The organism is Rhodoferax sp. U11-2br, from assembly GCF_018619435.1.
Taxonomy (GTDB): Bacteria; Pseudomonadota; Gammaproteobacteria; order Burkholderiales; family Burkholderiaceae_C; genus Rhodoferax.
On sequence record NZ_JAHFZF010000024.1, the window covers coordinates 20,256 to 46,829 of the forward strand.

Annotated in this window: 25 protein-coding genes; 8 read left to right on the forward strand and 17 right to left on the reverse strand. The window is 58.1% G+C overall.

The annotated features are described in order from the left end of the window. Window positions 1–72 precede the first annotated feature (72 nt). On the forward strand, window positions 73–678 hold the full coding sequence (locus KKO72_RS14915; protein ID WP_251140683.1) for a glutathione S-transferase: 606 nt from the start codon (window positions 73–75) through the stop codon (window positions 676–678). A gap of 115 nt (window positions 679–793) precedes the next feature. On the opposite strand, the gene KKO72_RS14920 is transcribed toward KKO72_RS14915, so the two are convergent. The 8 genes from KKO72_RS14920 to KKO72_RS14955 all read right to left on the reverse strand — a co-directional run bounded on the left by KKO72_RS14920 (window position 794) and on the right by KKO72_RS14955 (window position 8,702). Further along, on the reverse strand, window positions 794–1,291 hold the full coding sequence (locus tag KKO72_RS14920; RefSeq protein ID WP_251140684.1) for a gluconokinase: 498 nt from the start codon (window positions 1,289–1,291) through the stop codon (window positions 794–796). Window positions 1,292–1,334: 43 nt separating this feature from the next. Then, entirely contained in the window at window positions 1,335–2,369 is a 1,035-nt protein-coding gene (locus KKO72_RS14925; protein ID WP_214940060.1) for a DctP family TRAP transporter solute-binding subunit, read from the reverse strand. 65 nt (window positions 2,370–2,434) lie between these two features. Continuing rightward, on the reverse strand, window positions 2,435–3,472 hold the full coding sequence (locus KKO72_RS14930; protein ID WP_214940063.1) for an L-idonate 5-dehydrogenase: 1,038 nt from the start codon (window positions 3,470–3,472) through the stop codon (window positions 2,435–2,437). A 51-nt stretch (window positions 3,473–3,523) separates the two neighbouring features. Next, window positions 3,524–4,804: a TRAP transporter large permease gene (locus tag KKO72_RS14935; protein WP_214940066.1), complete on the reverse strand. Its 1,281-nt coding sequence runs from the start codon at window positions 4,802–4,804 to the stop codon at window positions 3,524–3,526. Next, complete coding sequence (locus tag KKO72_RS14940; protein ID WP_214940069.1) at window positions 4,801–5,394, reverse strand: TRAP transporter small permease; 594 nt, start codon at window positions 5,392–5,394, stop codon at window positions 4,801–4,803. The genes KKO72_RS14935 and KKO72_RS14940 overlap by 4 nt, the downstream gene beginning before the upstream one ends. Before the next feature lie 68 nt (window positions 5,395–5,462). Beyond that, complete coding sequence (locus KKO72_RS14945) at window positions 5,463–6,476, reverse strand: TRAP transporter substrate-binding protein (RefSeq protein WP_214940072.1); 1,014 nt, start codon at window positions 6,474–6,476, stop codon at window positions 5,463–5,465. Window positions 6,477–6,621: 145 nt separating this feature from the next. Next, a complete protein-coding gene (locus KKO72_RS14950; RefSeq protein ID WP_214940075.1) occupies window positions 6,622–7,869 on the reverse strand; it encodes an enolase C-terminal domain-like protein in 1,248 nt (415 codons plus the stop codon). Window positions 7,870–7,919: 50 nt separating this feature from the next. Further along, on the reverse strand, window positions 7,920–8,702 hold the full coding sequence (locus KKO72_RS14955; RefSeq protein ID WP_214940077.1) for an SDR family oxidoreductase: 783 nt from the start codon (window positions 8,700–8,702) through the stop codon (window positions 7,920–7,922). A gap of 138 nt (window positions 8,703–8,840) precedes the next feature. Between KKO72_RS14955 and KKO72_RS14960 the strand changes: the two genes are divergently transcribed. Together KKO72_RS14960 and dgoD are read left to right on the forward strand one after the other, a co-directional pair. After that, window positions 8,841–9,626 carry a FadR/GntR family transcriptional regulator gene (locus KKO72_RS14960; RefSeq protein ID WP_214940080.1) on the forward strand — a complete coding sequence of 262 codons (786 nt, stop codon included), beginning with the start codon at window positions 8,841–8,843 and terminating at the stop codon, window positions 9,624–9,626. 118 nt (window positions 9,627–9,744) lie between these two features. Beyond that, window positions 9,745–10,893 (forward strand): galactonate dehydratase, encoded by a 1,149-nt coding sequence (dgoD, locus tag KKO72_RS14965; RefSeq protein ID WP_214940082.1) that lies wholly within the window; start codon window positions 9,745–9,747, stop codon window positions 10,891–10,893. Window positions 10,894–11,142: 249 nt separating this feature from the next. Here the strand turns inward: dgoD and KKO72_RS14970 are convergent, their stop codons facing one another. Together KKO72_RS14970 and KKO72_RS14975 are read right to left on the reverse strand one after the other, a co-directional pair. Further along, a complete protein-coding gene (locus KKO72_RS14970) occupies window positions 11,143–11,352 on the reverse strand; it encodes a hypothetical protein (RefSeq protein ID WP_214940085.1) in 210 nt (69 codons plus the stop codon). A 95-nt stretch (window positions 11,353–11,447) separates the two neighbouring features. Then, entirely contained in the window at window positions 11,448–11,921 is a 474-nt protein-coding gene (locus tag KKO72_RS14975; protein ID WP_251140685.1) for a hypothetical protein, read from the reverse strand. A gap of 299 nt (window positions 11,922–12,220) precedes the next feature. On the opposite strand from KKO72_RS14975, the gene KKO72_RS21190 reads away from it, so the two are divergent. Continuing rightward, window positions 12,221–12,349, forward strand: a complete 129-nt coding sequence (locus tag KKO72_RS21190; protein ID WP_256445105.1) for a hypothetical protein — start codon at window positions 12,221–12,223, stop codon at window positions 12,347–12,349. Between the two features lie 236 nt (window positions 12,350–12,585). Here the strand turns inward: KKO72_RS21190 and KKO72_RS14980 are convergent, their stop codons facing one another. From KKO72_RS14980 to KKO72_RS15010, 7 genes are all read right to left on the reverse strand, one after another. Then, window positions 12,586–13,293 (reverse strand): RpiB/LacA/LacB family sugar-phosphate isomerase, encoded by a 708-nt coding sequence (locus tag KKO72_RS14980; protein WP_305849454.1) that lies wholly within the window; start codon window positions 13,291–13,293, stop codon window positions 12,586–12,588. 39 nt (window positions 13,294–13,332) lie between these two features. Further along, window positions 13,333–13,812 (reverse strand): hypothetical protein, encoded by a 480-nt coding sequence (locus KKO72_RS14985; RefSeq protein ID WP_214940089.1) that lies wholly within the window; start codon window positions 13,810–13,812, stop codon window positions 13,333–13,335. A gap of 313 nt (window positions 13,813–14,125) precedes the next feature. Beyond that, window positions 14,126–14,887 carry an ABC transporter permease gene (locus KKO72_RS14990; RefSeq protein ID WP_305849455.1) on the reverse strand — a complete coding sequence of 254 codons (762 nt, stop codon included), beginning with the start codon at window positions 14,885–14,887 and terminating at the stop codon, window positions 14,126–14,128. Continuing rightward, a complete protein-coding gene (locus KKO72_RS14995) occupies window positions 14,884–15,846 on the reverse strand; it encodes an ABC transporter ATP-binding protein (protein ID WP_214940092.1) in 963 nt (320 codons plus the stop codon). The genes KKO72_RS14990 and KKO72_RS14995 overlap by 4 nt, the downstream gene beginning before the upstream one ends. A gap of 3 nt (window positions 15,847–15,849) precedes the next feature. Next, the gene (locus KKO72_RS15000) at window positions 15,850–16,746 is read right to left on the reverse strand and encodes an ABC transporter permease (protein WP_214940095.1); all 897 of its coding nucleotides are present in this window, start codon (window positions 16,744–16,746) and stop codon (window positions 15,850–15,852) included. A gap of 312 nt (window positions 16,747–17,058) precedes the next feature. Further along, window positions 17,059–17,991 (reverse strand): ABC transporter substrate-binding protein, encoded by a 933-nt coding sequence (locus tag KKO72_RS15005; RefSeq protein WP_214940098.1) that lies wholly within the window; start codon window positions 17,989–17,991, stop codon window positions 17,059–17,061. A gap of 324 nt (window positions 17,992–18,315) precedes the next feature. Beyond that, window positions 18,316–19,332, reverse strand: a complete 1,017-nt coding sequence (locus tag KKO72_RS15010) for a LysR family transcriptional regulator (protein WP_214940101.1) — start codon at window positions 19,330–19,332, stop codon at window positions 18,316–18,318. A gap of 181 nt (window positions 19,333–19,513) precedes the next feature. On the opposite strand from KKO72_RS15010, the gene KKO72_RS15015 reads away from it, so the two are divergent. Genes KKO72_RS15015 through KKO72_RS15030 form a run of 4 tightly spaced genes read left to right on the forward strand, consistent with a single transcriptional unit; the run spans window position 19,514 to window position 26,408 of the window. Next, on the forward strand, window positions 19,514–20,422 hold the full coding sequence (locus KKO72_RS15015; RefSeq protein ID WP_214940104.1) for an alpha/beta hydrolase: 909 nt from the start codon (window positions 19,514–19,516) through the stop codon (window positions 20,420–20,422). Window positions 20,423–20,446: 24 nt separating this feature from the next. Beyond that, the gene (locus KKO72_RS15020; protein ID WP_214940107.1) at window positions 20,447–21,667 is read left to right on the forward strand and encodes an efflux RND transporter periplasmic adaptor subunit; all 1,221 of its coding nucleotides are present in this window, start codon (window positions 20,447–20,449) and stop codon (window positions 21,665–21,667) included. A 49-nt stretch (window positions 21,668–21,716) separates the two neighbouring features. Further along, the gene (locus KKO72_RS15025) at window positions 21,717–24,959 is read left to right on the forward strand and encodes an efflux RND transporter permease subunit (RefSeq protein WP_214940110.1); all 3,243 of its coding nucleotides are present in this window, start codon (window positions 21,717–21,719) and stop codon (window positions 24,957–24,959) included. 27 nt (window positions 24,960–24,986) lie between these two features. Continuing rightward, a complete protein-coding gene (locus tag KKO72_RS15030; protein WP_214940113.1) occupies window positions 24,987–26,408 on the forward strand; it encodes an efflux transporter outer membrane subunit in 1,422 nt (473 codons plus the stop codon). Window positions 26,409–26,574: the final 166 nt, after the last annotated feature.

Genomic DNA, 26,574 nt, shown 5'->3' on the forward strand with positions numbered 1-26,574 from the left:
GGGCCAACTGCGGTACACCCGCTGCATCCGCCACTGCCCGTTCTGTATTCGTTTCGGCGTTGCCCCTACGCCATGCGCGCCCGCTTGGCACTGGCGGCCAGCGGTATGGTGTGCGAGCTGCGCGAGGTGGTGCTCGCCCGCAAGCCTGCCGCGCTGCTGTTGGCTTCGCCCAAAGGCACTGTGCCTGTTCTGGTGTTGCCAAACGGTACCGTGCTGGAGCAAAGCCTGGACATCATGCTGTATGCCCTGCGCCAAAGTGATCCGTGGCAGTGGCTACCCTCATCCGCACAGGATCTCAGCGCCACGCTCGCCCTCATTGCCCAGTGCGACGGCAGTTTCAAAGCGAATCTCGACCGCTACAAATACCCCAACCGCTATGCGCTGCCTGACGGCCTAGGCGATCGCGCCGAGGGCGCAGTGTTTTTGCAGATGCTCAATGGTGCGCTGGCGACTCAACGTTTTCTGCACGGCACGCACTTCGGTCTGGCCGATGCGGCCATCGCGCCTTTTGTGCGCCAGTTTGCGCACACCGATCTATCCTGGTTTGCCAGCCAGCCGTGGTCCGCGCTTGTCGCCTGGCTGACTGCGTTTGAAACGTCAAAGACGTATTTGCAGGTGATGGACAAGGTGCCAACTTGGTTGGAAGGCCAATCGCCATGGCGATTTCCAGCCCTGTAGCCGATACTTGTTCGATAACCAGGCGTACAGGCCTGACTCGTAACTCAGTGAAGAAGTATCTGCTGACCGATGAGTCTGAGCCCACTTACGCAAGACTGGCCGCCGTATAGGTGATCTAAACTGGGCGTTGCAGCCAGGTCGAGACCGCCACTTGCAGAGTTGAGACTTCCTGCGTTGCGTCCAACACCAAAACGTCGGTTTCTTCAAGGGGCGGTTCAAGCGTTGCAAATTGGCTGTCCACCAAAGTGGCTGAAAAGAAGTGCGCCGCGCGTGCTGCCACCCGCGACTGTGCCTCGTCCCGCGGTACATGCATAAATACAAAACGCAGATTGGGGTCTGCTGACCGCAATCGGTCTCGGTAGGCGCGCTTCAAAGCCGAACACGAGAGGACCAGCCCACCAGTCGCCGCCCGAAGTTCCTGGCCCAGTCGATCCAGCCAACTCCACCGGTCGTCATCGGTCAACGGGACGCCCTGTTTCATTTTGCTTCGGCTTTCAGGGCTGTGAAAGTCGTCACCTTCCAGGAACGGTAGGCCCTGGGCCTGTGCAATCGCTGCGGCCAGCGTCGACTTGCCGCAGCCCGACACCCCCATGACCACCAGTGACGGTTGCATGAACTCGACTCCCCCGTGGTTCAATTGACGTGCCAGCCTGCTTTTATTTGGCAGTAGCACGGAACTTGTCCAGATCAGCGTAGACGCTGCGAACGAAGTCAGCACCAATGGCCTCGGAATTTTTTTCGATCACAGGTTGCACGGCGCTTCGGATCTTGGCGAGCTCTGCGGGAGGCATCTCCGACACCGTCATGCCCTTGGCCTTGAGTTGCGAGACCACATCGCCTGCCTGGCGCAGCTCCTCGGCGCGCTCGAAAGTGCGGGTTTGCTCTGCCACTTTTTGCACCGCTTTCTGCTGGTCGGGTGTCAGGCTGGACCACCATTTTTTGGAGGCGAGGAGTGCCACTGGGGTGTAGACGTGGTTCGTGATGGTCAGGTACTTCTGCACTTCGTACATCTTGTAGGCGAACATATCGACCACCGGGTGTTCATAACCGTCCATGGCCTTGATCTCCAGGGCAGGGTAGACCTCTGGCCAGGCCATGGGGACTGCGTTGGCGCCCATGGCATTGAAGCTGGCCAAAGCCATCGGGCTTTGCATCACACGGAGTTTTAAACCTTTGAGGTCGGCCATCGTGTTGACCGGGCGTTTGCTGTTGGACATGTTGCGAAACGCACCACCGGCCCAGACCAGCCCCTGGAGGTTCATGTCAGCCAGACCGTCCAGAATTTTGCGACCATTGGGACCATCAAGCACATAGGCCGCTTCCGCATCGGTTCCAAAGAGGAACGGAAAATCGAATATCTGCAATTCTTTCTTGCGCGTCGCTATCGGTGCCAGTGCCCCCAGGTACAAGTCTTGTGTGCCGCTTTGCGCCGCAATCAGCATCTTCTCTTCGCCACCCAACACCGAGTTGCCGTAAACATCAATCACGACCTTGCCACCGGTTGCAGCTTTCACACCGTCAGCAAAACGCTTCATGGCGATGGCACGGGGATGGGTGTCGGTAAAGGCGTGTCCGAGTTTGGCGTGTATCGGCTCCTGCGCCAAGACGGGTGTCGTTGCGCACAGCGCGATGCCCGCACAGGCCAAGCTGGCAAGCTTCTGGCCAAAATTTCGTCGAGTGGTTGATTTCATTGAGGTCTCCTAGTTGATGTCACACAGTTAAATAAGTTGTCAGGAATGCGCCATGACAGGCCGGATCACGTGAAGCTCAAAACTACCTTCATCGACTGGGATCGGTCAGAGGCCAACGCGAAGGCCTTGCCAGCGTCCCGGTAAGGCAAGGTCGCGGACACCAAGGGTTTGAGATCCACCAATCGCTGATTGATGAGACTGACTGCAGTGGCAAACTCTTCGTGAAAACGAAATGCGCCGCGCAAGTCGAACTCTTTGGCAACCACGGTGTTGAACGGCAGTGTGAGCTCGCTGCCTGAGAGGCCGAGTTGCACCACGACGCCGCGTGGACGCACCACGTCAAACGCTGCACGCAGCGCGCGCTCGTTACCGCTGGCCTCGAACAACACGTCAAACTGGCCCTTCTCCGCTGCATACTGGGTCAACTCCTGGGGGGACTCGGCCACGTTGATAGCGCGGTCTGCACCAATCTCAAGCGCTTTGCGCAGTGGTTGCGCCACCATGTCGGTGGCCACAATCTGGGTGGCACCGGCACGCCGCGCGGCAATGATCACCATGGCCCCGATGGGGCCGCAGCCCGTTACCAGCACCTTGCGGCCCAACAATGGGCCAGCCCGGTTCACGGCGTGCAATGCCACCGCCAAAGGTTCTGCCATAGAGCCCTCCGCATCGGTGACCCCATCGGCCAGCTTGAATGCCTGACGAACATCGATCACCAGTTCCTGCCGGAAGGCTCCCTGAACGTGTGGCATGCGCATGGCGCTGCCGAAATAGCGCATGTCCAGGCAGTGGTTGTGCAAACCCATCTGGCAGAAACGGCATTGACCACACGGATGGCTGGGGTTGACGGCAATACGGTCACCCGCCGCCAAATGCTTCACATCGGCCGCCACGGCATCCAGTACGCCAGCAACCTCGTGTCCAAGCACCATGGGTTGCTGAATGCGAATGGCACCAAAACCACCGTTGTGAAAGTAATGCAGGTCGGAGCCGCAAATGCCGCCCGCCCGCACCCGGACGCGGACTTGGCCGGGACCGACCTCAGGCGTGGGAACATCTTCGACCCGCAGGTCACCTGGCGAATGAATGACGATGGCTTCCATATGAATAATCCTGGAGATAGAGGAAATAAACCGAGGGGGACGCTGCGCGGGTTAGCGGGTCATCATTTGGAGCGGCCACATGACGATCTGCGGGAACACCACCAACAGGAACATGACGATGGTCTGCGCCACCATGAAGGGCCAGACACCTTTGATGGCACCGCTCATAGGTATCTTGGCAACACTGCATACCACATTGAGCACCGTGCCCACTGGCGGCGTGACCAGGCCGATGGCGTTGTTAATGATGAATAACACGCCAAAGTACACCGGGTCGATGCCGGCCTGACGCAGCACCGGCATCAGCACCGGCGTCATGATCAGCACGGTGGGGGTAAAGTCCAGCGCCGTGCCAACAATCAGCACCAGGATCATCAGTGCAAACGTGAGCAGCATCTTGTTGTCCATCATCGGCGCAACCAACTCAGCCAGTTGCTGCGGAATGTTGGCTGTCGTGATGAGCCAGGCTGACACACCGGCGGCCGACACCAGGAACATGACGACCGCTGTGGTTTCTGCGGCGCGGTAGAACAGGTGGAACAGCTGTGATATTTTGATTTCACGGTAGACCACCAGCCCGACGAACAATGAATACACCGCCGCTATCACGGCCGCTTCAGTCGGTGTGAAGATACCGAACTTCAGACCACCAATAATTACTAGTGGTAACACCAGTGCCCACAACGCCCGGCGGGTTGCGAGACGCCGTTCGGCCATGCTGCATTTGGGCTCCGCCTGCACCTTGTCATGGCCGATGGACCAACGCCAAGCCAGCATGATCGCCACACCCATCAAGACACCGGGCACGATGCCTGCAATGAAGAGCTTGGTGATCGAGACGCCACCGGTCACGCCATACAGGATCATCGCGATCGAGGGCGGGATCACCGGCGCGATGATGCCGCCGCAGGCAATCAGGCCACAGGAGCGGTTCACGTTGTAGCCTGCATTGCGCATCATGGGCACCAGCACAGCGGCCAGCGCCGCCGTGTCTGCCACGGCGGAGCCCGACAGCGAGGCCATGATGACGGCCGCCATGACTGCCACGTAGCCCAGACCGCCACGGATGTGGCCGACCCATGACATCGCCATCAAGATGATGCGCCGCGTCATGCCACCCGCGTTCATGAACTCGCCGGCCAGCATGAAGAAAGGTACGGCAAGCAGTGGGAAACTGTTGGCACCGTCCCACATGTTCTGAATCACGATCTGCGGGTCGGTGACGCCCATGTAGAACATCATGACGATGCCACAGCCAATCAGTGAAAAGGCCACAGGCATGCCCAGCGCCATCAGGCCGAGCAGGGAGGAGATGAAAACAAAGAGGGTCATGATTTGGCTCCCCCGCGGGCTGTGAGTTGGGCGTTTTGCTTGGTCAATTCCCGTTCGGCTCCGAGTGCATCGGCCATGCCCTCTTCGTTCACGTCGATCAGTTCGTCCGCAGATACCTTGCCCGCGAACAAGCGAATCAGATTGGACAGACAAATCATCCCAATGGCCGTGCCGGTCAGGCAGCTCACACCAAACACCCACAACATGCTGAGTTGCGCAACTGGCGAGGCGTTGCCTTCGATGATGTCGTGTTGCAGATAGGTGCCGTAGACGATGTACACGCAACACACCAGCATCACGACTTGGCTCACACCCCAGCAGACCTTGCGTCCAAGTACTGGCAGGGCCTGCACCAAAATGTCCACGCCGAGGTGGGCACGCCGGCGCATGCCAACGATGGCGCCAAGAAAGGTCATCCAGACAAAGGCGAACCTCGGTATCTCCTCCGAGAGGTCGATACCTGTGTTGAAAAAAAGCCGCAGGACGACATTGCCGAACACCATAACCAGCATGACGACCAAGCACAGCACCATCAAAACCTCGAGGGTGCGGGTTAACGCATCAGCCAACGCCTTGAGTACTTTTCCCATGGGTATCCTGAGTTGTGTGAATTTGAGCAAGCCGGGCAGGCCACTTGGTCCACCCGGAATGCTTGACCTTATTTGGCCGCGCGAGCCTTGTCGATTTCGGTGTAAAAGCCCTTGACAAAGTCTTCGCCGATGATCGGCGCGAACTTGGCCACCACGGGCTTGACCTTGTCTTGGATGCGCGCCAGCTCTGCTGGGCTGACGGTGTTCACCGTCACGCCAGCCGCCTTGAACTTGCTGACCACATCAATGTCGCCTTCGTCAAGTAGCTTTCTCTGGTACAGCCCGGCTTCGGTGGCTGCTTTCTGGACGCCTGCCTGGTCGGCGGGAGAGAGCGTGTCCCAGAACTTCTTGGACGCCACGATCGCCACAGGCGTGTAGACGTGGTTGGTCACTGAAATGAATTTCTGCACTTCCTGCATCTTGTTGGAGTACATGTGCACCAGTGGATTTTCCTGTCCATCCAGTGCCTTGATCTCCAGCGCCGGGAACACCTCGGCAAACGCCATCGGTACGGCGTTGGCGCCAATGGTCTTCCAGGTTTCCAGCGCTACCGGGTTGGCCATCACGCGGATCTTCAGGCCAGCCACGTCTTCGAGTTTGGCGACACTGCGTTTGCTGTTGGAGAGGTTGCGAAAACCCATGCCGGTCCAGGTCAGACCCACCAGCCCAGCGGGTTCAATCTTCTCGAAAATCTTCTTGGAAGAGGCGCCGTCCAACACCGCATAGACCTCTTTTTCGTTCTGGAACATGAACGGCAAATCCCAGACCTGCACTTCTTTCACTCGGGTGGACAGTGGCGACAAGGTGCCGATGTAGAACTCCTGCGTGCCCGATTGCACAGCCTGCAACTGCTTCTCGTCGCTGCCCAGAACACCGCTGTGGTAAGCCTGAATCTTGACGTTGCCCTTGGTGTAGATCCCGGCAAGTTCGGCAAACTTGTTCATGGCGGTCGCCTGCGGATGTGTGTCCGGCATGGCGTGACCGATCTTGGCCTTGATTTCGGCAAAAGCGACGTTGGACGACAGTGCAACTGCGGCCACGGCAGTGAGGGCTAAACGGCGAAGGTTATAGCGGGTGGACATGAATGAAGCTCCTTTGCCGGGCTTATGGAATAAATCACCAACGCAAGCCCGAACTGTTGCGTTGTAGATGGGGAGGTCGCCCAAACACCCACAAGACCGGGTGGCAGCGGAGACCAAAAAGGCAATTGCGCACCTACATAGGGCCTCAGGGGGTTTGCAGAGTGCCGTCAATCAGGCGTGTCTGGGTCCAGGTGGTCACGTCGTTGGAACAGGGGTACTTGGCCGCCTCCACCTCATTGAGGTCCACACCCAGGCCAGGCTGGTCATTGGCGTACACGTAACCTTGGCGGAACGCAGGCAGACCAGGGAACACGTCGAGCAGCGCTTCGCGTGGGCCCTTGAGCTCCTGGATCACGAAGTTCGGCGGCTCGGTGCCCGACCATTCCTGCACGCCGAAGTTGCGCGCGGCCAAGTCGATGTGGATGTTGGCCGCGTGCGCCAGCGGCGACATGTCACCCGGGCCGTGCCACGCGGTGCGTACGCCGTATTGCTCGGCAAACAGCTGCAGCTTGCGCCCCGGCGTGATGCCGCCCACTTGGCTCAGATGCACGCGGATGAAATCGATCAGTCGTTCGGCGATCAGGTTGCGCCACTCGAACGGGTGGTTGAACAGCTCGCCCTGTGCCAGTGGAATGCTGGTTTTGTCGCGCAGTTGGCGAATCCATTCACCTTCTTCCAGCGCAATCGCGTCTTCCAGGAAGAACAGCTCAAATGGCTCCATTGCCTGGGCGAAACGGATCGCGTCGCTGGGTTTGAGGCGTTCGTGCACGTCGTGGCACAGCGCCACGTCAAAGCCCACACGGCTACGGATGCCGTCAAACAGCTTGACCGTTTCGCGCATGTACTTTCGCGCGTCCAGGTACACACCGGCTGGCGCGCGCTCGGGCGCACAGTCGGGCGCAGCGCCAAAGCCACTGCCACCGTACCCGCCGCTCTGACAGCGGATGTGGGTGATGCCCTGGTCGCGGTACTTCTGAATGTTGTCGCACAACTCGTCGAGGCTGTTGCCATCGGCGTGCCGATAGATGGGCACACCTTCGCGGACCTTGCCGCCGAACAACTGGTACAGCGGCATGTCGGCCAGCTTGCCCTTGATGTCCCACAAGGCCATGTCAATGCCGGAGATGGCGTTGTTTTCAATGGGGCCGTTACGCCAGTAGGCGTTCTGGTGCATCAGTTGCCACAGTTCCTCGATGGCATGCACGTCGCGTCCGACGATCAGTGGCTTGAGGTACTCCTCAATCAGGCACTTCACCGCCAGATGACGGTAAGCAAACGTGCCACAGCCTAAGCCGTAGAGACCGGGCTGGTTGGTCTCGACCTTGACTACCAGCAAATTGATGCCTTCGGGCGCAGTCAGGATGACCTTGATGTCAGTGATGAGCGTGGACATGGTGTTGTTTGATCAGAGGCTTGAATTAGTAGGTGCTAGCCGACATCGACTTAGAGCACGGACAACCAGCCACCATCCACGTAGATGATTTGGCCGTTGACGTAGTTGGATGCAGCTGATGCCAGGTAAATGGCGGTGCCAACCAATTCCTCGGGCTTGCCCCAGCGCTGCGCTGGGTTGCTGGCCTTGACCCAGGCATCGAAGTTGGGGTTGTTCACCAGCGCCTGGTTCATGTCGGTCAGGATGTAGCCCGGCCCGATGGAGTTGGCTTGGATGTTGAACTGCGCCCACTCAGCAGCCATCGCCTTGGAGAGCATCTTGATGCCGCCTTTAGCGACGGTGTAGGGCGCCACTGTGGCTCGTGCTGCCTCGCTGGTGAGTGAGCCGATGTTGATGATCTTGCCGCCTTTGCCGCGCGCGATCATGCGCTTGGCCGCCGCCCGCCCGACCAGGAAGGCCGCGGTCAGATTGGTGTTGATCACCCGGTTCCAGTCCCCCAGGCCCAGTTCCAGCATGGGTTGTCGGTGTTGAATACCGGCGTTGTTGATCAGTACATCGATGCCAAGCGCCTGCTTGTCAAAGACCTCAAACGCCGCCTCGACTGAGGCTTCGTCTGCGACATCGAAAGCCGCGCCATGCACATCGATCCCGAGCGCTGTGAGCTTGGCCACCGCCTCGTCAACAGCCGACTGCTGGCGACTGTTGACAATCACGCTGGCACCGGCATGTCCCAAACCCTGGGCGAGTGCGAGGCCGATGCCACGCGTAGATCCTGTAATGAGCGCCGTATGGCCATGGAGGTCAAACAAAGGAGATGTGTTGTTGGTGTTCATGGTTGTTAATTTATATGACGTATGATGTTTGAATGATCAGAGTAAACCCTAATAATCTGAAAAAAATCAACTGGAAAAGCACCAATCATGGGCAGAAAAGAGAATGACATGGTTAGTCATACGTGATATAAATAAACCATGATTGCACGCACCTCACCGCCACGCGCCACTTTTCAGGAACAAGTGCGGGAAAAGCTTGGGCGAGACATCTGTTCTGGTCGCTATCGACCAGGGGAGGTACTGCCGTCTGAGACCGATTTGTGCCAGCAGTTTGGCTTCAGCCGGATCGTGATCCGCGAGGCCATCAAATCATTGGTGGCCAAGGGCATGCTAGAAGTTGGCCGACGCGTCGGCACCCTGGTGCTCGAACCCACCCAGTGGAACTTGTTTGACCCCAACGTCATCGCGTGGCGCGCTGAATCGGCTGCCATGGACCCGACGATTTCCCGCGATCTGATGGAGTTGCGGCGCATCGTTGAGCCAGCTGCTGTGCGTTTGGCGGCCTCCCGCGCCAGTGAAGAAGACCGCCGAAAACTGCGGGCAGCCTACATGGCCATGGTCCGCGCCGTCTCCGGTAAAGGCGACTATGTACAAGCGGATCTGACGTTTCATGCCACCATCCTGTCTGCCTGTGGCAACCAGTTTGTGCGGCAGATGCAGGAGGCGATGTCAGCCATTTTGCGGGCCAGTTTTGAGATCATCACCGAGAAGCCAGGCGGGCCAGCCCATTCCTTGCCGATGCACGAGGCGGTCTGCGTGGCCATTGAAAAGGGTGATCCCGTGGCGGCAGAGCGTGCAGCGATCATTCTGATCGAACAGGCAGAAGCAGACCTCAATGACCTGATGATGCCGCGTCATGCAGGGGAAACAACAGCCTCACCGGTTGCCTCTGAATCGGAAACTGAACCTGAGACTGCGGTTTGACACAGCGGATGGGGCTGGATTGAGGTCCCCGCTCCTGCACGCCTATCTGATGGGTGCCGGGGGGAGTGGTGCCGAGTTCATCCTGTGGCGTGATCGCCTGCTAACCGTTTTTTAAATCATGAAAATTACCCGACTGACAACTTTTATCGTACCGCCACGCTGGTGTTTCCTGAAAATTGAGACTGATGAAGGCATCTGTGGTTGGGGCGAACCGGTGCTGGAAGGGCGGGCACAAACGGTGGCGACTGCCGTCAAGGAACTGTCAGACTACCTTATCGGCAAAGACCCTCGGCACATTGAAGATCATTGGACGGTGTTGTACCGCGCTGGTTTTTACCGTGGTGGTGGCATCCACATGAGTGCGCTGGCGGGCATTGATCAGGCTTTGTGGGACATCAAGGGTAAAGCGTTGGGCGTGCCTGTGTCCGAGTTGCTGGGTGGCAATGTGCGCAATCGCATTCGCGTCTACAGCTGGATTGGTGGTGACCGTCCCAGTGATACCGCTGCTGCTGCGAAGGCTGCCGTCGAACGCGGCTTCACCGCGATCAAGATGAACGGCACGGAAGAACTTCAGTACGTCGACAGTTTTGAAAAAGTGGAGCGTTGCCTGGCCAGCGTGGCCGCAGTGCGCGAGGCCGTCGGCCCGCATGTGGGCATTGCGGTCGATTTCCATGGCCGGGTCCACAAACCCATGGCCAAGGTGCTGATCAAGGAGCTTGATCCATACCGTCTGATGTTCATTGAGGAACCGGTGCTCAGTGAGCACTATGAGGCCCTCAAAGAACTGGCGCCGCTGTCGTCCGTGCCGATTGCGCTGGGTGAGCGGCTGTATTCGCGCTGGGATTTCAAACGGGTGCTGTCAGAAGGTTATGTCGACATCATCCAGCCCGACCCCTCCCACGCTGGTGGCATCACCGAGACGCGAAAGATTGCCTCCATGGCCGAGGCTTACGACATGGCACTGGCCCTGCACTGTCCGTTGGGTCCCATTGCCCTGGCTGCTAATCTGCAGCTTGATGGTGTTTGTTACAACGCCTTCATTCAGGAGCAGAGCCTGGGCATCCATTACAACGCTGCCAACGACTTGCTCGACTATGTCAGCAATCGTGAGGTTTTTGCCTATCAAGACGGCATGGTGAGCATCCCGACCGGGCCAGGTCTTGGCATTGAGGTCAATGAAGACTACGTGCGCGAACGCGCTGCCATCGGGCACCGCTGGCGCAATCCGGTCTGGCGCCATGCCGATGGCAGCTTTGCCGAGTGGTGAAAGTCAATCGCTGCCTTTTGAAAGTTCGACTTTGGTGAAGCAGAGGCTGACTATTTTGACAATATGAAACGAGATGGTTCATCTGCGTGACACGCAGTCTTTCGTGTTGTTCGGCGCAATTGACCTCGGGTTTGAGTGAGCGCCTTGAGACGACCCAGTGTCTCATGTGAATTTTCGTTATGGGTCGGTTGCTGCTATCGTTTGGGGCCAGTTGCCAATGGCTGGGGTCGGGCGTAGGCGGGGCCGCGCTCAATCCTTGATGCTCACTCCTAATGTTTCCAGCCTCTTTGCATACGAGTTCCTACGTTTGGCTGCCTTTGCAGCTGTTTCTGTGGCCGCGTGGACTGCCTTGGGTCCCTTTTTCGCAGCAGCTTTGATCAATCCGAACTTGTGCGCAGCATCTGCCTGCGCCCGCTTGAACGTGGCAATGAGTTCGGCATGGGCAACGGACGGATTCACAGGTGCTCCCTTATCTGATAGCGCATTTTCTGGACTTTTTCGCACCCATCGCCGTGCAAGGCAGGATGACGCCATGGGGCTTCGAGTGATTGGCTTTAAAGTTTGACGTTGGTGCGCAGCAAGGCTGTTCTCAATTCGCGAGTAGCAGGTTTTGAAACATCCACCAGTTGAACAGCCAGGTCGAATGGTGAACCTGGCCTGATGCTGGTTGGCAGTATCTTTTTGGTGGGATTCGCAGCGGGGTAGGTGCCCTGACCCGGACACATGCGAACGGAAAACCCGAATTCTTCGAGTACGCCTTTTGCATACAACTCCGCCAATTGTTGAAACGTCACGAAGGTTGAGCGTTTAACTTCTTTGAACCCTGGCTCACGAATGTCACGAACAATCTCGAATTTGCCCAGCGTATCTCGCTGCGTATCGGTAAACGGATGCAGCAAGAAGGTCTGACGAACCCCATTCTGTTTGGACACCCGTGTGTGCTCGACCGCGATATCAGTTAACAGCATCTTGTTTTCCTTTTTTGAAAGCCACAGCTTGCCCAGCCGCCATCCCACACAAAAGCCCATGTCATGGCTTGTTCAAACCAAGCCACTGGGCACGCCTCACTCTGAGGGCAAGGACTGTAACTGAACGACAGCACATGGCATGTCCAGCTTGCCATGTGACAGTCCGCCTGGAGTCACGCGAAACAACGCCCCGAATTACTCCACTAACCATAGCTATACACCCTTTTCTCATAGGGGCTAGAGGCTGTTTTTGCATATAAGGAAGGTGAGGTAACAAGTGATCTTGCCCTCAAAAAACGGACTCCATAGCTGATGGAAAATTTCAGACATTGGAGAAACCGAAATGAGCAAGAGAGACGATGGACAGCCGCCCTGTTGGACGCGCAGCGGTGCGCCGTGCCTTTGTTGCTGCCTGGCAGGCCGATCCCGATGTGCAGTGGCTCAAAGGCCAGCACTTTGTTCAGGGTGAGTTTGCTATCTCGCAGTGAACCCTTGTGGGCACGGGGCCTGCTGGCCCTCACATCAAGGTCGACGCCAAACGTGCATCTGGCGAAAGCCCCAGAACAGACCTGGCTCTGAAACAGGCTTGCACTGGAAGACCCTCGTTGGGTCTTGTATCGAGGTGGTTATCGCGATATCTGCGATGCCGCAAAGGTCTAGCGCTTCAGCGCGAACTGCAAAAAAAAGGGAGCCGTCGGGCTCCCTTTAACTTGCAACCAAAGAATCAGGCCAGCACAGTCTTCAGGTAGGCCGCGATGGCATCATCCTGGCAATTGGCGAAGAAATACTCTTGGAACTTGTCGCCAGCGATGGCAGCCTTCAACAGGTCTTGGTCGATTTCTTTCAGGACGGTCAACATGTCTTTGCAGGAGACGGCTTTCACTTGCGACAGGATGCCCCGGTTTTTTGCCATGATGGCTGCACGCTCTTTCGGGTAGCCCAGACCGCGTTCGCCTTCAAAAAGTTTGCGATAACAATCTTGCAGGTTCAGTTCGGCAGCCCAGCCAAAGCCTTTGGCGTAAGGCATCGAGATGGCATTGCCATCGTTGATCTGGCCAAACAGAAATGCGTCCGTCGGGTCGATCACCAGACCACACTGCACGCCGGGCATGGCGTTACAGGCCAGCATGGCTCCCATACCGGTACCACAGCCAGTTACCACAAAATCAGCCGCTTTGGAGTTGAGCAAAATGGCGGCCAGTACACCGTTCATCACGTAGGTGAGCTGAGCCTTGTCATCAGCCGCGTACATGCCATAGTTGAAAACGGTGTGCCCCATTGGCTCGACGACAGTCTTGAGTGCATTGAAGATGATCTCGTTCTTGGCGGCTTGGCTGTTTTCATTGATCAGGGCGATTTTCATTGTCATTGCTTTCATGCAGATTAAATAGCAGCTGATTTTACGCGGCCTCACCTTTTCCCAGATCAACAAAGACGCTGTTCTTTGCAAGTACCCGAGGGGCCGATGCGATTACCGAGCGTTTTTCGGTCGGACCGCCAAGGCCACAACCGCCACACCTGCAGCGACCACCAAGGCGTCTTCGATCAAACCGCTGCGAGTCTGCCCGATGCGTGCCATTTCGTGCTTACGGCTTGCCAGCGTCACATAAGCAAGTGGTACGGCGGTTGTAATCGCTACGAAAGCGCCTACCCGCTCGCGACCACGGGGAGCCAAGGCGGCGCCAGCGATGCCGGCGCTGACCACTCGCGCCAGCAGACCCAGAAATACCGTACGGTCGGGCGCGCTCTTCATTTTGTCTCCGAACAATTCGGCAACACCCATGGCCAAGGCGCCATTCCTGAACAGTGGTCGATCCAGCAGTAAAAGTTGCCCTGGTGTTCGGGTGCCCAACAGCCGCGCTGCCGAGAGCGTGGCCATTGGCGTCATGGACCGCGCGCTGGCAACAGCACCAATTAGGGCGGGAAGAATCAGATTGCTAAGTTTTTTCATAGTGGGGCGTACCGAGTGAAACGAAAGGAGACCTGCATCAAGAGCACTGGCAAGATGATTGCTGCCAGCCCTATTCCTTCAGATGGGTTGAAGCCAACTCCTTGCAGTGGCTGGATGGTCAGAACATGAGCCAATGAACTGAGAGTCTCAAATTGACGCAGCCGGGTCTGTGCGCTGGGCTACCTTAGGCTGTCCGACTGACCGGCATTGCGTGAAGAGTTGACCACTGCGCGAATGGGCTATCCCACCCGCAGAACATCCCGGAATGCCTGGGGGGCATCCTGAGGCGCAAATTACACCGGTAGCGCAGCAATCATCTGGAAGCTGCCAGTTTCCAGCGTTGTGTGCGACGGGACAAAAACTCAAATGCGCAGTCAGTGGTAATTGCAAGAAGACCCGTGAGCAGGGCGCCTTGAAGAACGTAGGGCGTATTAAAACCACTCAGACCAATGATGATCGGCGAACCCAGGTTTTGGGCACCCACAGTAGCGGCTATGGCCGCTGTACCAATATTGATCGTGACCGAGGTGCGTATCCCCGCCAGAATCACTGGCGCGGCCAGCGGCACTTCGACAGATCGAAAGACCTGCCACGGGCTCAAGCCGAGGCCCCGGGCTGCATCCACCACAGCTTCCGGTGTGGAGTCCAGGCCCGCGATCACCGCTTGCAACATCGGCAACAGACCGTATAAAGCCAGTGCAATGTAGGCAGGCCGTTCGCCAAATCCGATCAGAGGGACTGCCAATGCCAGCACGGCCACTGGCGGGAAGGTTTGGCCCATGGCCACCAGTGACTCCACCGTGCTTTGGTACTCGCGCCCACCCGCTCGAGTGACCCATATGCCTGCAGCCAGCGCCAATACCAAGGCAGAACCGCTAGAAACCAGCACCAGCGCCACATGGGCGCCCAGCAGGTTGATGAAAGACTCTTGCCGGTACATGGGCCGTTCTTGCATGGCAAACAATTGGTGAAAAACCGGCTCCAACTCCGTCATGAACAGCGCAAGCAGGATGAGCAGCGTGACAAGAGTGACCGTCGTTCTCAGGCTGTTGTCTTTTGCTGGCCGTTTGTTCATGCGGACTGATCCTTGGGTGGATCGGCATCTTTTCGGGGGAGCAATAGATCGGAAAAGTGCATTTCTCCGGCGTGACTGCCGTTGGTGTTGATCACTGGCAGGATCGGCGTGCCTTGCACGATGAAGGCAGAAAGTGCCTCTCTCAGACTGGCATCAACGGAGATCGCTTTGCCACCCGTTGGGCGTCCTGGACGCAGATGCTCGCGAACAGACCCGAGCCCCAATCGCTTGATGCCCAACTCTGCCCGACCCAAGAAGTCCACCACAAAATCACTGGCCGGGTGTGAGAACAATTCAAGCGGTGTGCCATCTTGAACAATTTGCCCGTCCTTCAATAGCACCACGCGGCTGGCAAGAAAGAGCGCTTCATCGATGTCATGGGTGACCATCACAATGGTTTTGCCTGCGAGCGCATGAATGCGCTTGAGTTCTCGCTGCATCACGATGCGGGTCACTGGGTCCAGTGCGCCAAAGGGCTCATCCATCAACAGAATCTCTGGGTCAGCAGCCAGGGCACGGGCGACACCTACACGCTGTTGTTGACCACCCGACAGTTCATGCGGGTAGCGCTTGGCGAACTCGGTGGGTGGCAACTGCAGCAGCTCCAAAAGCTCATGAATCCGAGCTCTGATTTTGTCTTTGGGCCAGGCCAGCAAGCGCGGCACCGTACCGATATTTTTTTCGACAGACCAATGCGGGAACAACCCCACCGACTGAATGGCATAACCCATGCGCCTGCGCAAATCTTCGGGTGTGAAATCACGGATCTCGCGGCCTGCGAAGCGGATGCGGCCCAGGTCATGTTCAACCAATCGGTTGATCATGCGCAAGGTGGTGGACTTGCCCGAGCCCGACGGCCCAATCAGGACCACAAACTCGCCTTGTCCCACCGATAAATTCAAATTGGCAACGGCAGGGCGTTCACCATAAGCCTTGCTCACATTGTCAAATTCAATCATGGCCTAAGCTCGCATCCAATGGCGGGAGAGGGCCGTCAGCATGGTGAAAACACCGTTGGCCAGCCAGGTCAACACCAAGATGGGGATCACGGCCAGTACCACCAGATCCAGTGCGCTGCTAAACAAGCCCTCAAACATCAAAGAACCGAGTCCGCCCGCACCAATCAAGGCGGCAACTGCGGTCAAGCCAATGGTCTGGATCAGCATCACTTTCAGGCCCGACAGAATCACCGGAAACGCCAGCGGTAACTCCACCTGCCAGAACAATTGGCTGTTCGACAAGCCCATGGCTTTGCCGGATTCGGTCAAGGCCTGTGGCAGTTGGCTGAGTCCTTCGCTGGTGCTACGTGTCAAAGGCAGCAGCGAGTACAAGGTCAATGCCATCACAGCGGGTGCCAGTCCTATTCCCTGTAAACCCCAGGCAGGCAGCAAGGGGAACAACTTTCCCAACCACGCCAGCACAGCGATCAACAGGCCGAACAGGGCAATGGAAGGAATGGTCTGGACAAGGTTCAACAGGGGAAAGACGCGGCTGGCCCAAGCGGGATGCCGGTGAATGGCCACCCCCAGGGGCAAACCTATCACCAAGGTGAAAAAGGTGACGAGGGCGATGATATGAATGTGTTGCCCAAGTGCTCGCCAAAAATCGTCTTGGCGGTTGGCGAATTCTTTGAGTAGAGACAGGCTGTCAAGTGTGCCGTGGGCCAGCAGCCCCAACAACACCGCAAGCACCGTCAACCAGTAGAGGTAGCGCGCCCATGTTGTGGCCTGAACACGCCGCAAGGCGTCGTTTGCGGCTAGCCACGCGATCAGTACCGTCAGCCAGTAGCCACTCGACAAAGCAATGCGGCCCAAACCGTCGGTCTGTGTGTTCGCTACGGCCGCAAATTGCCCTGACATGGCCGTCACATACCACCAACCAGAAGCAAGAGCCACCAATACAAGGGCAGAAAAAAATCTCTGCCAAGACCTGTGGCAGAGTCCAACAATGGCGACGACGAAGACCAAGCATAGCGCCAGCAGGCTCTCTTTCCAGAGAGAGCCCGTTGATTCAGAAACTGTCCAAAGACTCAGCCCGTGGCCGCTAAGCAAACGGTTTGGGGCTGCACTGACCAGCGGCAGGCCAGTCGGAACCAGCAAGGCAAGCAGCACCAAAATCACCAGGGAAGACGGTTTGGAGAAACGCGACATGGGTGCAAACGTTGGCCATGCTCAGCTCTTGAGAAGGCCTTTGGCTTTCAAGTAATCGGCAGCAACTTTCTTGGCATCCTGGCCTTCAAGCGCAATCTTCGCATTGAGGGACTGAAGTGTTGGGCCGTCCAAGGTTTTGAAGACAGGCGCCAATATGTCTTTTATTTTTGGGTTCTTTGCAAGGACGGACGCGCGAATGATGGGAGCCGGTGCGTAAACAGGTTGGATGCCCTTGGGGTCGTCAAGAATCACCAAGCCCAGTGCGGCAACGGGCCCATCGGTTCCATAGGCCATTGCCGCGTTCACGCCAGAGGTGTTTTCTGCGGCCGCCTTGATCGTCACAGACGTGTCACCGCCCGCCAGGGTCAGCAACTGATCCTGACTGAGCTTGAAACCGTAGGCAGTCTGGAAAGCGGGGAGGGCGTCTGAGCGTTCAATGAATTCAGCCGATGCTGCAAGCTTGAACTTGCCGCCACTGGACAGCCAGCGGCCCAAGTCTGCCAGCGTCTTGAGCTTGTTGGTGTTGGCCACGTCTTTGCGAATCGCAATGGCCCAGGTGTTGTTAGCTGGTGCCGCAGCCAGCCAGGTAATCTTGTTGACCTCAGAGTCGAGTTTGTTGACCAGATCAAAACCAGCTTGGGCATTTCTCCAGGCAGGATTTTTCTCGTCCGAAAAAAAGAAGGCTCCATTGCCGGTGTATTCGGGATAGATGTCGATCTCCCCGGCGACGAGAGCACTGCGCACTATTTTTGTATTGCCCAGACGTACCTTGTTTTCGGTTTTGATGCCATGCGCTTCCAGCACCTGAACAATGATGTTGCCGAGTAAGGCACCCTCTGTGTCGATTTTGGAGCCGACGCGCACTGGTGTTTCTTGTGCCCAGGCAGACGTTATGAGCAGCGCTGACGTCAACGAAATCAAGGTCAACGCCCGACGTGAAATTGAAGCTGTCATGTTGTGTCCTTGTTGAAGTGAAATACATCGGAATCGAACCAGGTCGCCGCAAACGGTAGCGAATCCACCAAGCGTAGCCGGGTATCCAAAAACCCCCGTTTTGATCTAAATAACCAGTACGGCCGGCGTGGCAATGGGTAGAGATCTGGTACCAAGGCAACTCCGGACGCGCGTGGTGTACCGCATGGTAGTTGTTATTGTGATGGCGCAGGCACCACGGCCAAGATGCTTCATTCACAACATCTGATGTGAGTGTTAATCGGTCGACCGATGCGCATACAAAGACCTCAGCGTGCTGAGAGCCTCCTCAATTCCCGGGGTGATTCAGACGGTCTCCGCTGTTTGTTCTCGTTGTGCATTTGTGGGCATGACCACCGATGACTCCCTATCCGCTGTCCATGCGCTGCACATCTCTGGGGGCAAAGAGCTTTTGCGGTTCATCAAATCATGTTGGGCAAACAACTCGGCAATCCAGTCCACAAATACGCGCACCTTGTTGCTGAGGTGCCGGTTGGGCGGGTAGACGATGTAGACGGGCTTGACCTCGGTGCACCAACTTGTAAACAACGGCTCCAGAGCGCCGCTGCTGATGTCATTCTGGACCAGAAATGTTGGGGCAAACAAGACACCCAGCCCCGACAGCCCTGCCACCACTGCCGCGCGGGAATCATTGACTGCGAGTTGGTGATGCCCACCAACTTCGACCACTTCGCCATCTTTTTGCATCTTGATTGAAAACAGTTTGCCGTTGCGCGGCGACATAAAGCCAATCGTGTGATGTGCGTTTTCAAGTTCACGCGGATGCTGCGGCACACCGTGACGCTTGAGGTAGGCCGGTGAAGCGCAGGTCACGATGTAAAACTCAGCAACTCGTCGTGCCACCAACGACTGGTCTGTGATGTCACCTCCGCGAACAACGCAATCCACGTTTTCAACCAACAAATCGACCGGTCGGTCGCTGACACCCAGTTGCAGTTGAATGTCCGGGTAGCGTGCATAAAAGTCCGGCAGCGCTGGAATGATGACGGCCAACCCCAGAGATGAAGGAACATCCACCTTCAATTTGCCGCGTGGGCTGGCCTTGGCGCGTGACATGCTGGCCTCAAGCTCATGCACCTCGTCCAGCAGGCGGCAGGCTTGCTCGTAGTAGGACGCGCCATCAACGGTCACGGTGACTTTGCGGGTTGTCCGATTGAGCAACTTGGTGTCCAGCTCTTTTTCCAGATCCTGGATCAGACGGGTGACCGTGGCTTTGGGCAGGTGCATCGAATCGGCGGCTTTGGTAAAGGTGCCTGCCTCCACGACACGTACAAAAGCCTGCATGGCAGAGAACTTATCCATGGAAATCCTGTTGGGTTGAGGACTCACCTCAAACGGTTGAACGGTCAGGCCGCTACCAAGGTGAGTTAATTGTTTCTTTGGTGAAACAAAGTATAAGTAAATGGGCTATTTATTGTTTAGTCTGGTGACTTTACATTCTGCCGCATCGCAACAAATGGGTGCCGCCTGACGGCTTAACCGGATGCAAAGCCTTCACACCACCTCTCCAGAGGCGTCTGCCGACCAGCTGCAAGAGGTGGACACACAGATCAACATTGTGCTGAATCGGCCCTTAGCTGTGCGCATCTACCGCCTGCGCAAGGTGATGGCCGCCACTGTGCCAACGCCCTTGGTGATCCACTTTCATGGCGGTGCTTTTGTGGCCGGTTCGCTCGATACCGGCTCCTGCATCGCACGCTTGCTGGCTCAGGCCGGGGCGCTTGTTGTGTCGATCGACTATCCGTTGGCACCAGCCCAGCCCTTTCCTCATGCGGTCGAGACCGGTTATGCGGCGCTGTTGTGGGCCTGGAAAACCCGCAACAAGCTGGTGGGCAAGGATGCGTTGGTTTTTGTCGCGGGTGAAGAAGCTGGGGGCAACTTGGCTGCCGCAGTCGCTCTGATGGCGCGCGACCAGCTGCATCCCGCCCTGACCGGTCAGATTTTGCTGTCTCCCATGCTGGACCCATGTATGGCCACCGCATCTTTGCGACGGGCAGATGCCGGCCCGGTCGGCTGCCCTTGGGCCGATGGCTGGCATCAGTACCTATCTCGCTTGGACCAGGCCTGCCATCCCTATGCAGCACCGGGTACCGCATTGCGGCTGTCTGCGTTGCCGCCTACTTTGTTGCTGACCGCGCAAGATGACCCCCTGCGTGACGAATCGCTGGCCTATGCCAAACGCCTGCGTGGCGCCGGTCGCCTGGTGCATGCCGCTGTGTTGCCTGGCCCAACCGGTTGGCCGAGCAGCTGTTTGCAGCCCACCAGACATGAAGCGAGTTGGGCGTCTGCCGTGCAGCAACAGTTTGGCGATTTCTTCCAGAGTTTTTCAGGTCGTGTGGCGGAGGAATCCTCATACAAGCCCGTTTGTTCGCTCCCTGTTTCAGTTTCTTAATTTCACTTTTCGAGGATATTTACCATGCCAAACCTTCCACTCACTACTTCCCGACACCGTGTGCTGGCCGTTGCTTTGGCCGTTCTGGCCGTGGTGGGCGTTGCTGCCACCGTGCTGGGTGTCTCCAGCTCCCAAGCCCAATCCGGTGCACCGGCCCAGGCGCCAGCAACACCGGTTTCTGTGGCCACTGTCGTGCAAAGCGAGGTTGGAGCCTGGGACGAGTTTTCCGGCCGACTCGAAGCTGTGGAGCGGGTTGACATCCGCTCGCAAGTGGCTGGAACACTCCAGGCCGTGCACTTTCGTGAAGGTGCATTGGTCAAAAAAGGAGACTTGCTGCTGAGCATTGACCCGGCACCCTACGCCGCAGAAGCGCAGCGCGCCGAGGCACAGGTGATGGCCGCCCAGGCCCGGGTTGCACAAGCCAGGGGTGAGCAGGAACGTTCACAACGTCTCTGGAGTGAACAGGCGATCTCCAAACGTGAACTTGATGAACGTGTCAACGGCCAGCGTGAAGCCGATGCCAATTTGCGTGCGGCCCAGGCGGCCCTGCAAGCCGCCCAACTCAGCTTGGGTTACACGCAGCTTCGGGCCCCTGTGGCGGGGCGCGTCGGCAAGCTGGAGGTGACGGTGGGTAACCTGGTTGCAGCCGGCCCGGGCGCGCAGGTGTTGACCACTCTGGTATCGGTCAGCCCGATTTATGCGAGTTTTGACGCCGACGAGCAGGTGGTCGCCAAAGCATTAAAAGACGTTGGTGTGAAGGGTGTGCGCAAGCTCGACCGGATCCCCGTGCAAATGGGCACGGCGGCCAGCACCGACACACCGTTTGAAGGTCGTCTGCAACTGGTGGACAACCAGGTTGATCCCAAAAGCGGCACGATCCGCGCCCGTGCCGTGTTCGACAACCCGGACGGCCAGTTGATGCCCGGTCAGTTTGCACGCATTCGCATGGGCCAGTCCACACGGGGGGTGGCGTTGTTGATCAATGAACGTGCAGTGGGCACCGATCAGAACAAGAAATTCGTGCTGGTGGTCGGTGCCGACAAAAAGGCGATGTACCGCGAAGTCACGTTGGGCGCGTCTGTCAACGGCCTGCGTATCGTCAAACAGGGGCTGGAGGCCAACGAGCGCATTGTTGTCAACGGCCTGCAGCGTATTCACCCGGGCTCGCTGGTTGCGCCACAGCTCGTGGAGATGAGTGCCAAAGCTGAGCTGAGCAAGCCAGTGTTGGTGGCAGTGAAGTCATGAACGGACATCTGAACCTGAGCTCGCCATTTGCCCGAACAAGAAACACCCCATGAATCTTTCCAAATTTTTTATCGACCGCCCCATTTTTGCTGGCGTGTTGTCATTGCTGATCTTGCTTGCCGGTTTGGTCGCGTTGCGCGGCCTGCCGATCTCGGAATATCCGGCGGTAGCACCGCCAACGGTGGTGGTGCGCGCCCAGTACCCAGGCGCCAACCCGAAAGTGATTGCCGAGACCGTGGCTACCCCGCTGGAGGAGTCCATCAACGGTGTGGAGGACATGCTCTACATGAACAGCCAGGCCACCACCGATGGGGTGATGACGCTGTCTGTCACCTTCAAGTTGGGAACCGATCCCGACAAAGCGCAGCAGATGGTGCAAAACCGCGTCGCGCAGGCCGAGCCGCGTTTGCCCGAAGAGGTGCGCCGACTGGGAGTGAGCACGGTCAAGAGTTCACCCAACATCACGATGGTGGTTCACCTGGTGTCGCCCAATGACCGCTATGACATCAACTACCTGCGCAATTACGCTGTGCTCAACGTCAAGGACAGGCTGGCGCGTATTCAAGGTGTGGGCCAGGTGCAGGTTTTTGGCGGTGGTGAATACGCCATGCGGGTTTGGCTGGACCCCCAAAAAGTCGCACAACGTGGTCTCTCGGCCAGCGACGTGGTGGCCGCCATCCGTGGCCAGAACATCCAGGCGGCGGCTGGTGTTGTGGGTGCCTCCCCCGGCTTGGAAGGTGTGGACATGCAACTGTCAATCAACGCTCAAGGTCGTTTGCAAAATGAAGAAGAGTTTGGCGACATCATCGTCAAGACGGGTGCGGACGGCGCCGTCACGCGGTTGCGCGATATCGCGCGCCTGGAGCTGGGGGCGGCTGACTACGCGCTGCGTTCTCTTTTGAACAACAAGCAGGCCGTTGGTATGGGCGTGTTCCAGGCGCCGGGCTCCAACTCGCTGGATATCTCCGCTGAAGTCCGCAAAACGATGGAAGAGCTTGGCAAAAACATGCCAGAAGGGGTGGAGTACCGCATCGCCTACGACCCAACACAGTTTGTGCGTGCATCGATCACCTCGGTGATCCACACTTTGCTCGAAGCGATTGCACTGGTGGTGCTGGTGGTGATTTTGTTTTTGCAAACCTGGCGTGCGTCCATCATTCCGCTGCTGGCGGTGCCGGTGTCGGTGGTTGGCACGTTTGCGGTGTTGCACCTGCTGGGTATTTCCATCAACGCGCTCAGCCTGTTCGGGCTGGTGCTGGCCATTGGTATTGTGGTGGATGACGCCATCGTGGTGGTCGAAAACGTGGAGCGCAATATCGAAAGCGGCTTGACCCCGCGCGAGGCCACCTACCGTGCCATGCGCGAGGTGTCGGGCCCCATCATTGCGATTGCCTTGGTGCTGGTGGCGGTGTTTGTGCCGCTGGCGTTTATCAGTGGATTGACCGGTCAGTTCTATCGCCAGTTTGCGGTGACGATTGCGATCTCGACCGTGATCTCGGCGATCAACTCGCTGACCTTGTCGCCCGCGCTTGCGGCCTTGTTGCTCAAGGGCAACGACGCGCCCAAAGATGCGTTGGCACGAGGCATTGACAAGGTGTTTGGCCGTTTTTTTGCCGGATTTAACCGTTTGTTCAAGCGGGGCGCTGAGGGCTACAGCACGGGGGTGACGGGCGCCATTTCGCGCAAGACCTTGATGCTGGTCGTGTACATGGTGCTGGTTGGCGCAACGGTTGGCATCTTCAAACTGGTGCCTGGTGGTTTTGTGCCTGCGCAAGACAAGCAGTACCTGATTGGGTTTGCGCAGTTGCCTGACGGTGCGACGCTGAACCGTACCGAGGATGTGATCAAGCGCATGGGCGATCTCATGAAGCAGAACCCGAATGTGGAAGACGCCATTGCCTTCCCGGGTTTGTCGATCAACGGTTTTACCAACAGCTCCAACTCGGGCATTGTGTTTGCCACGCTCAAACCCTTTGCCGAACGCAGCCGCCAAGACCAGAGCGGTGGTGCGGTTGCGGGGCAGCTCAACCAGGCCTTTGGCAGCATCCAGGATGCCTTCATTGTGATGTTCCCGCCACCACCGGTGGAGGGCCTGGGGACAACAGGCGGCTTCAAGTTGCAGCTGGAGGACCGAGCCTCACTCGGTTACGACGCGATGGATACGGCGGTCAAGGCTTTTATGGCCAAGGTCTCGCAAGCGCCCGAGCTGGCTGGCAGCTTCACCAGCTGGCAGGTCAATGTGCCGCAGTTGTATGCAGACATTGACCGCACCAAGGCGCGTCAGCTGAACGTGCCGGTGACGGACATTTTCGACACCATGCAGATCTACCTCGGCAGCCTGTATGCCAACGACTTCAACAAATTTGGCCGCACCTATAGCGTGCGTGTGCAGGCCGATGCCGGCTACCGGGCGCGCGCTGAAGATGTGGGCCTGCTCAAGGTGCGCTCCACCACCGGCGAGATGGTGCCGCTATCGGCGTTAATGAAGGTGCAATCCAGTTTTGGGCCTGAGCGTGCCATGCGTTACAACGGCTATCTTTCGGCCGACGTGAGCGGTGGCCCGGCGCCGGGTTATTCGTCGGGCCAGGCCCAGGCAGCGGTGGAGCGTATCGCTGCCGAGACCTTGCCCCCTGGCATCGGCTTTGAATGGACGGAGCTGACCTACCAGGAGATCCTGGCGGGTGACTCTTCCGTGCTGGTGTTTCCTCTGGCCATTTTGCTGGTGTTCCTGGTGCTGGCGGCGCAGTATGAAAGCCTGACCTTGCCTATTGCAATCATTCTGATTGTGCCGATGAGCTTGTTGGCGGCGATGACCGGTGTGTGGTTGTCCGGTGGTGAAAACAATGTGTTCACCCAGATCGGGCTCATGGTGCTGGTTGGGCTGTCTGCCAAAAACGCCATTCTGATTGTGGAGTTTGCCCGCGAGCTTGAGTTTGCCGACCGGACACCAGTGCAGGCCGCCATTGAAGCCAGCCGCCTGCGCTTGCGCCCCATTCTGATGACCTCCATGGCCTTTGTGATGGGTGTGTTGCCACTGGTGTTGTCCACCGGGGCGGGTGCAGAAATGCGCTCGGCCATGGGTGTGGCGGTGTTCTTCGGGATGATTGGTGTGACAGCGTTTGGTCTTTTTCTCACCCCTGTTTTTTACGTGGTTCTGCGCCGTCTTGCGGGCAACCGTCCGCTCAAATTACATGGCGAAGTGCCCCATTTGGACGGTTTTGCAGGCAGCCATGCCGCAGGCGGGCCAGCCGGACATGCCCAGCCCGCAGCAGCCATCGGATACCACGAATAACAAGACATGACACCCAAGGAGTTCCTCATGAACCAGTTCCCCTTAAAGCGACATCTTGCACTGCTGCCGCTGCTTGCCGCACTGGTGCTGGCTGGCTGTGCCACTGGCACGGTTGTCCCGCCATCCAGCCTGCCAACCGCGCCCGCCGCGTTCAAGGAAAACGGCGGCACGGTCACCTCAACCCACACGCCAGCCACCACGGTGACCGCGCCAGGACAGACGCAAGGCTTGTGGTGGCAGGTCTTCGCCGATCCACTGCTTGACCAGCTGGTTGAACAAGCCAACCGCAACAACAACAGCATCCAAGTTGCGGCCGCCAGGCTGGCACAGGCGCGTGCTTTGGCTGGCCTGACCGATGCCAGCCGCGCGCTCCAGGTGGGCCTGAGCACCGGCGTGGCGCGCCAGAACAACAGCACAACGGGCAACACACCGCAGACGCTGGTCAGCACCGGCCTCAACCTGTCTTACGAGGTAGACCTGTTTGGCAAGCTCTCGGCGGCATCGGATGCCGCCTCGCTGGACGCCACCTCGCGCGATGCACTCTTGCGCAGCACACAACTGCTGGTCCAAGCCGAAGTCACCCAGACCTATCTGAGCCTGCGTGCCACGGACAGCGAGCGTGCCTTGGTGCGCGATACCTTGCAGGCCTACCGCAACACCTTGCAGCTCACCGAAGTGCGTTACAGGGAAGGGGATGTGGCCGAGCTGGATGTGGCGCGTGTGCGGTCCGAAGTGGCATCCACAGAATCCGACGTGCTGGCCTTGGACCAGCGCCGTGCCCAGCTGGAGCACGCCCTGGCTGTTCTGGTCGGTGAGCTTGCCTCCAACTTCTCTGTGCCGCCCACCCAATGGGCAACGGCCTTGCCCGCCATACCCGCGGGTGTGCCCAGTACCGTGTTGACACGCCGGCCCGATATCTCTGCAGCCCAAAGCAGTATGCAGGCAGCCCAAGCACGCGTTGGTGTGGCCAAAGCCGCCTGGTTCCCGAGTTTTTCATTAACGGCCAATGGCGGCTATGCCGCGCCCGAGATCAAGGACTTGTTCTCGCTGTCTACCCGGGCCTGGGGTGTGGGCGCACTGCTCTCGCTGCCTGTGTTTGACGGCGGCAAGCGTGAGGCGGGTCTGTCAAGCGCCAATGCCGAACTCGACATGGCGCAGGCCAGCTACCGTGAGCAGGTGCTGGTGGCGTTTCGGGAGGTGGAAGACCAGTTGTCTTCATTGCGGCTGCTGGCCGAGCAGTCTGAGGCGCAGTCGCGCTCGGTGGCATCCAGCAGCCGCGCCACCCAGCTGTCGGACGCGCGTTACCGCAATGGCTTTGTCAGTCAACTTGAACTGCTGGACGCGCAGCGCAGTGAACTGCGCAACCGCCGCCAGGCACTGCAAGTGCGTGCGGCGCAATACCAGGCCACGGTAGGGCTGATCCGCGCATTGGGTGGGGGCTGGGTTTGACGAACCCGTTGGGGTCTTGCGATGGTTCGGTAGCAAGGGGCCGTCACTTCGCCGCGCTCCTGGTGCCATACAAACCAAGGCCCCGGGAGACTCCTTAAGTAATAGCTGTAGGCCATTGTTATAAAAGGGCTAGAGGCTGTTTTTTCACTTAAAGAAGGGGTGTCTG

Bases quoted from the DNA above. Each gene is read 5' to 3' on its own strand.
- KKO72_RS14915 (WP_251140683.1), top strand. From the start codon at position 73: ATGCGCGCCCGCTTGGCACTGGCGGCCAGCGGTATGGTGTGCGAGCTG.
- KKO72_RS14920 (WP_251140684.1), bottom strand. From the start codon at position 1,291: ATGCAACCGTCACTGGTGGTCATGGGGGTGTCGGGCTGCGGCAAGTCG.
- KKO72_RS14925 (WP_214940060.1), bottom strand. From the start codon at position 2,369: ATGAAATCAACCACTCGACGAAATTTTGGCCAGAAGCTTGCCAGCTTG.
- KKO72_RS14930 (WP_214940063.1), bottom strand. From the start codon at position 3,472: ATGGAAGCCATCGTCATTCATTCGCCAGGTGACCTGCGGGTCGAAGAT.
- KKO72_RS14935 (WP_214940066.1), bottom strand. From the start codon at position 4,804: ATGACCCTCTTTGTTTTCATCTCCTCCCTGCTCGGCCTGATGGCGCTG.
- KKO72_RS14940 (WP_214940069.1), bottom strand. From the start codon at position 5,394: ATGGGAAAAGTACTCAAGGCGTTGGCTGATGCGTTAACCCGCACCCTC.
- KKO72_RS14945 (WP_214940072.1), bottom strand. From the start codon at position 6,476: ATGTCCACCCGCTATAACCTTCGCCGTTTAGCCCTCACTGCCGTGGCC.
- KKO72_RS14950 (WP_214940075.1), bottom strand. From the start codon at position 7,869: ATGTCCACGCTCATCACTGACATCAAGGTCATCCTGACTGCGCCCGAA.
- KKO72_RS14955 (WP_214940077.1), bottom strand. From the start codon at position 8,702: ATGAACACCAACAACACATCTCCTTTGTTTGACCTCCATGGCCATACG.
- KKO72_RS14960 (WP_214940080.1), top strand. From the start codon at position 8,841: ATGATTGCACGCACCTCACCGCCACGCGCCACTTTTCAGGAACAAGTG.
- dgoD (WP_214940082.1), top strand. From the start codon at position 9,745: ATGAAAATTACCCGACTGACAACTTTTATCGTACCGCCACGCTGGTGT.
- KKO72_RS14975 (WP_251140685.1), bottom strand. From the start codon at position 11,921: ATGGGCTTTTGTGTGGGATGGCGGCTGGGCAAGCTGTGGCTTTCAAAA.
- KKO72_RS21190 (WP_256445105.1), top strand. From the start codon at position 12,221: ATGGACAGCCGCCCTGTTGGACGCGCAGCGGTGCGCCGTGCCTTTGTT.
- KKO72_RS14985 (WP_214940089.1), bottom strand. From the start codon at position 13,812: ATGAAAAAACTTAGCAATCTGATTCTTCCCGCCCTAATTGGTGCTGTT.
- KKO72_RS14990 (WP_305849455.1), bottom strand. From the start codon at position 14,887: ATGAACAAACGGCCAGCAAAAGACAACAGCCTGAGAACGACGGTCACT.
- KKO72_RS14995 (WP_214940092.1), bottom strand. From the start codon at position 15,846: ATGATTGAATTTGACAATGTGAGCAAGGCTTATGGTGAACGCCCTGCC.
- KKO72_RS15000 (WP_214940095.1), bottom strand. From the start codon at position 16,746: ATGTCAGGGCAATTTGCGGCCGTAGCGAACACACAGACCGACGGTTTG.
- KKO72_RS15005 (WP_214940098.1), bottom strand. From the start codon at position 17,991: ATGACAGCTTCAATTTCACGTCGGGCGTTGACCTTGATTTCGTTGACG.
- KKO72_RS15010 (WP_214940101.1), bottom strand. From the start codon at position 19,332: ATGGATAAGTTCTCTGCCATGCAGGCTTTTGTACGTGTCGTGGAGGCA.
- KKO72_RS15015 (WP_214940104.1), top strand. From the start codon at position 19,514: ATGCAAAGCCTTCACACCACCTCTCCAGAGGCGTCTGCCGACCAGCTG.
- KKO72_RS15020 (WP_214940107.1), top strand. From the start codon at position 20,447: ATGCCAAACCTTCCACTCACTACTTCCCGACACCGTGTGCTGGCCGTT.
- KKO72_RS15025 (WP_214940110.1), top strand. From the start codon at position 21,717: ATGAATCTTTCCAAATTTTTTATCGACCGCCCCATTTTTGCTGGCGTG.
- KKO72_RS15030 (WP_214940113.1), top strand. From the start codon at position 24,987: ATGAACCAGTTCCCCTTAAAGCGACATCTTGCACTGCTGCCGCTGCTT.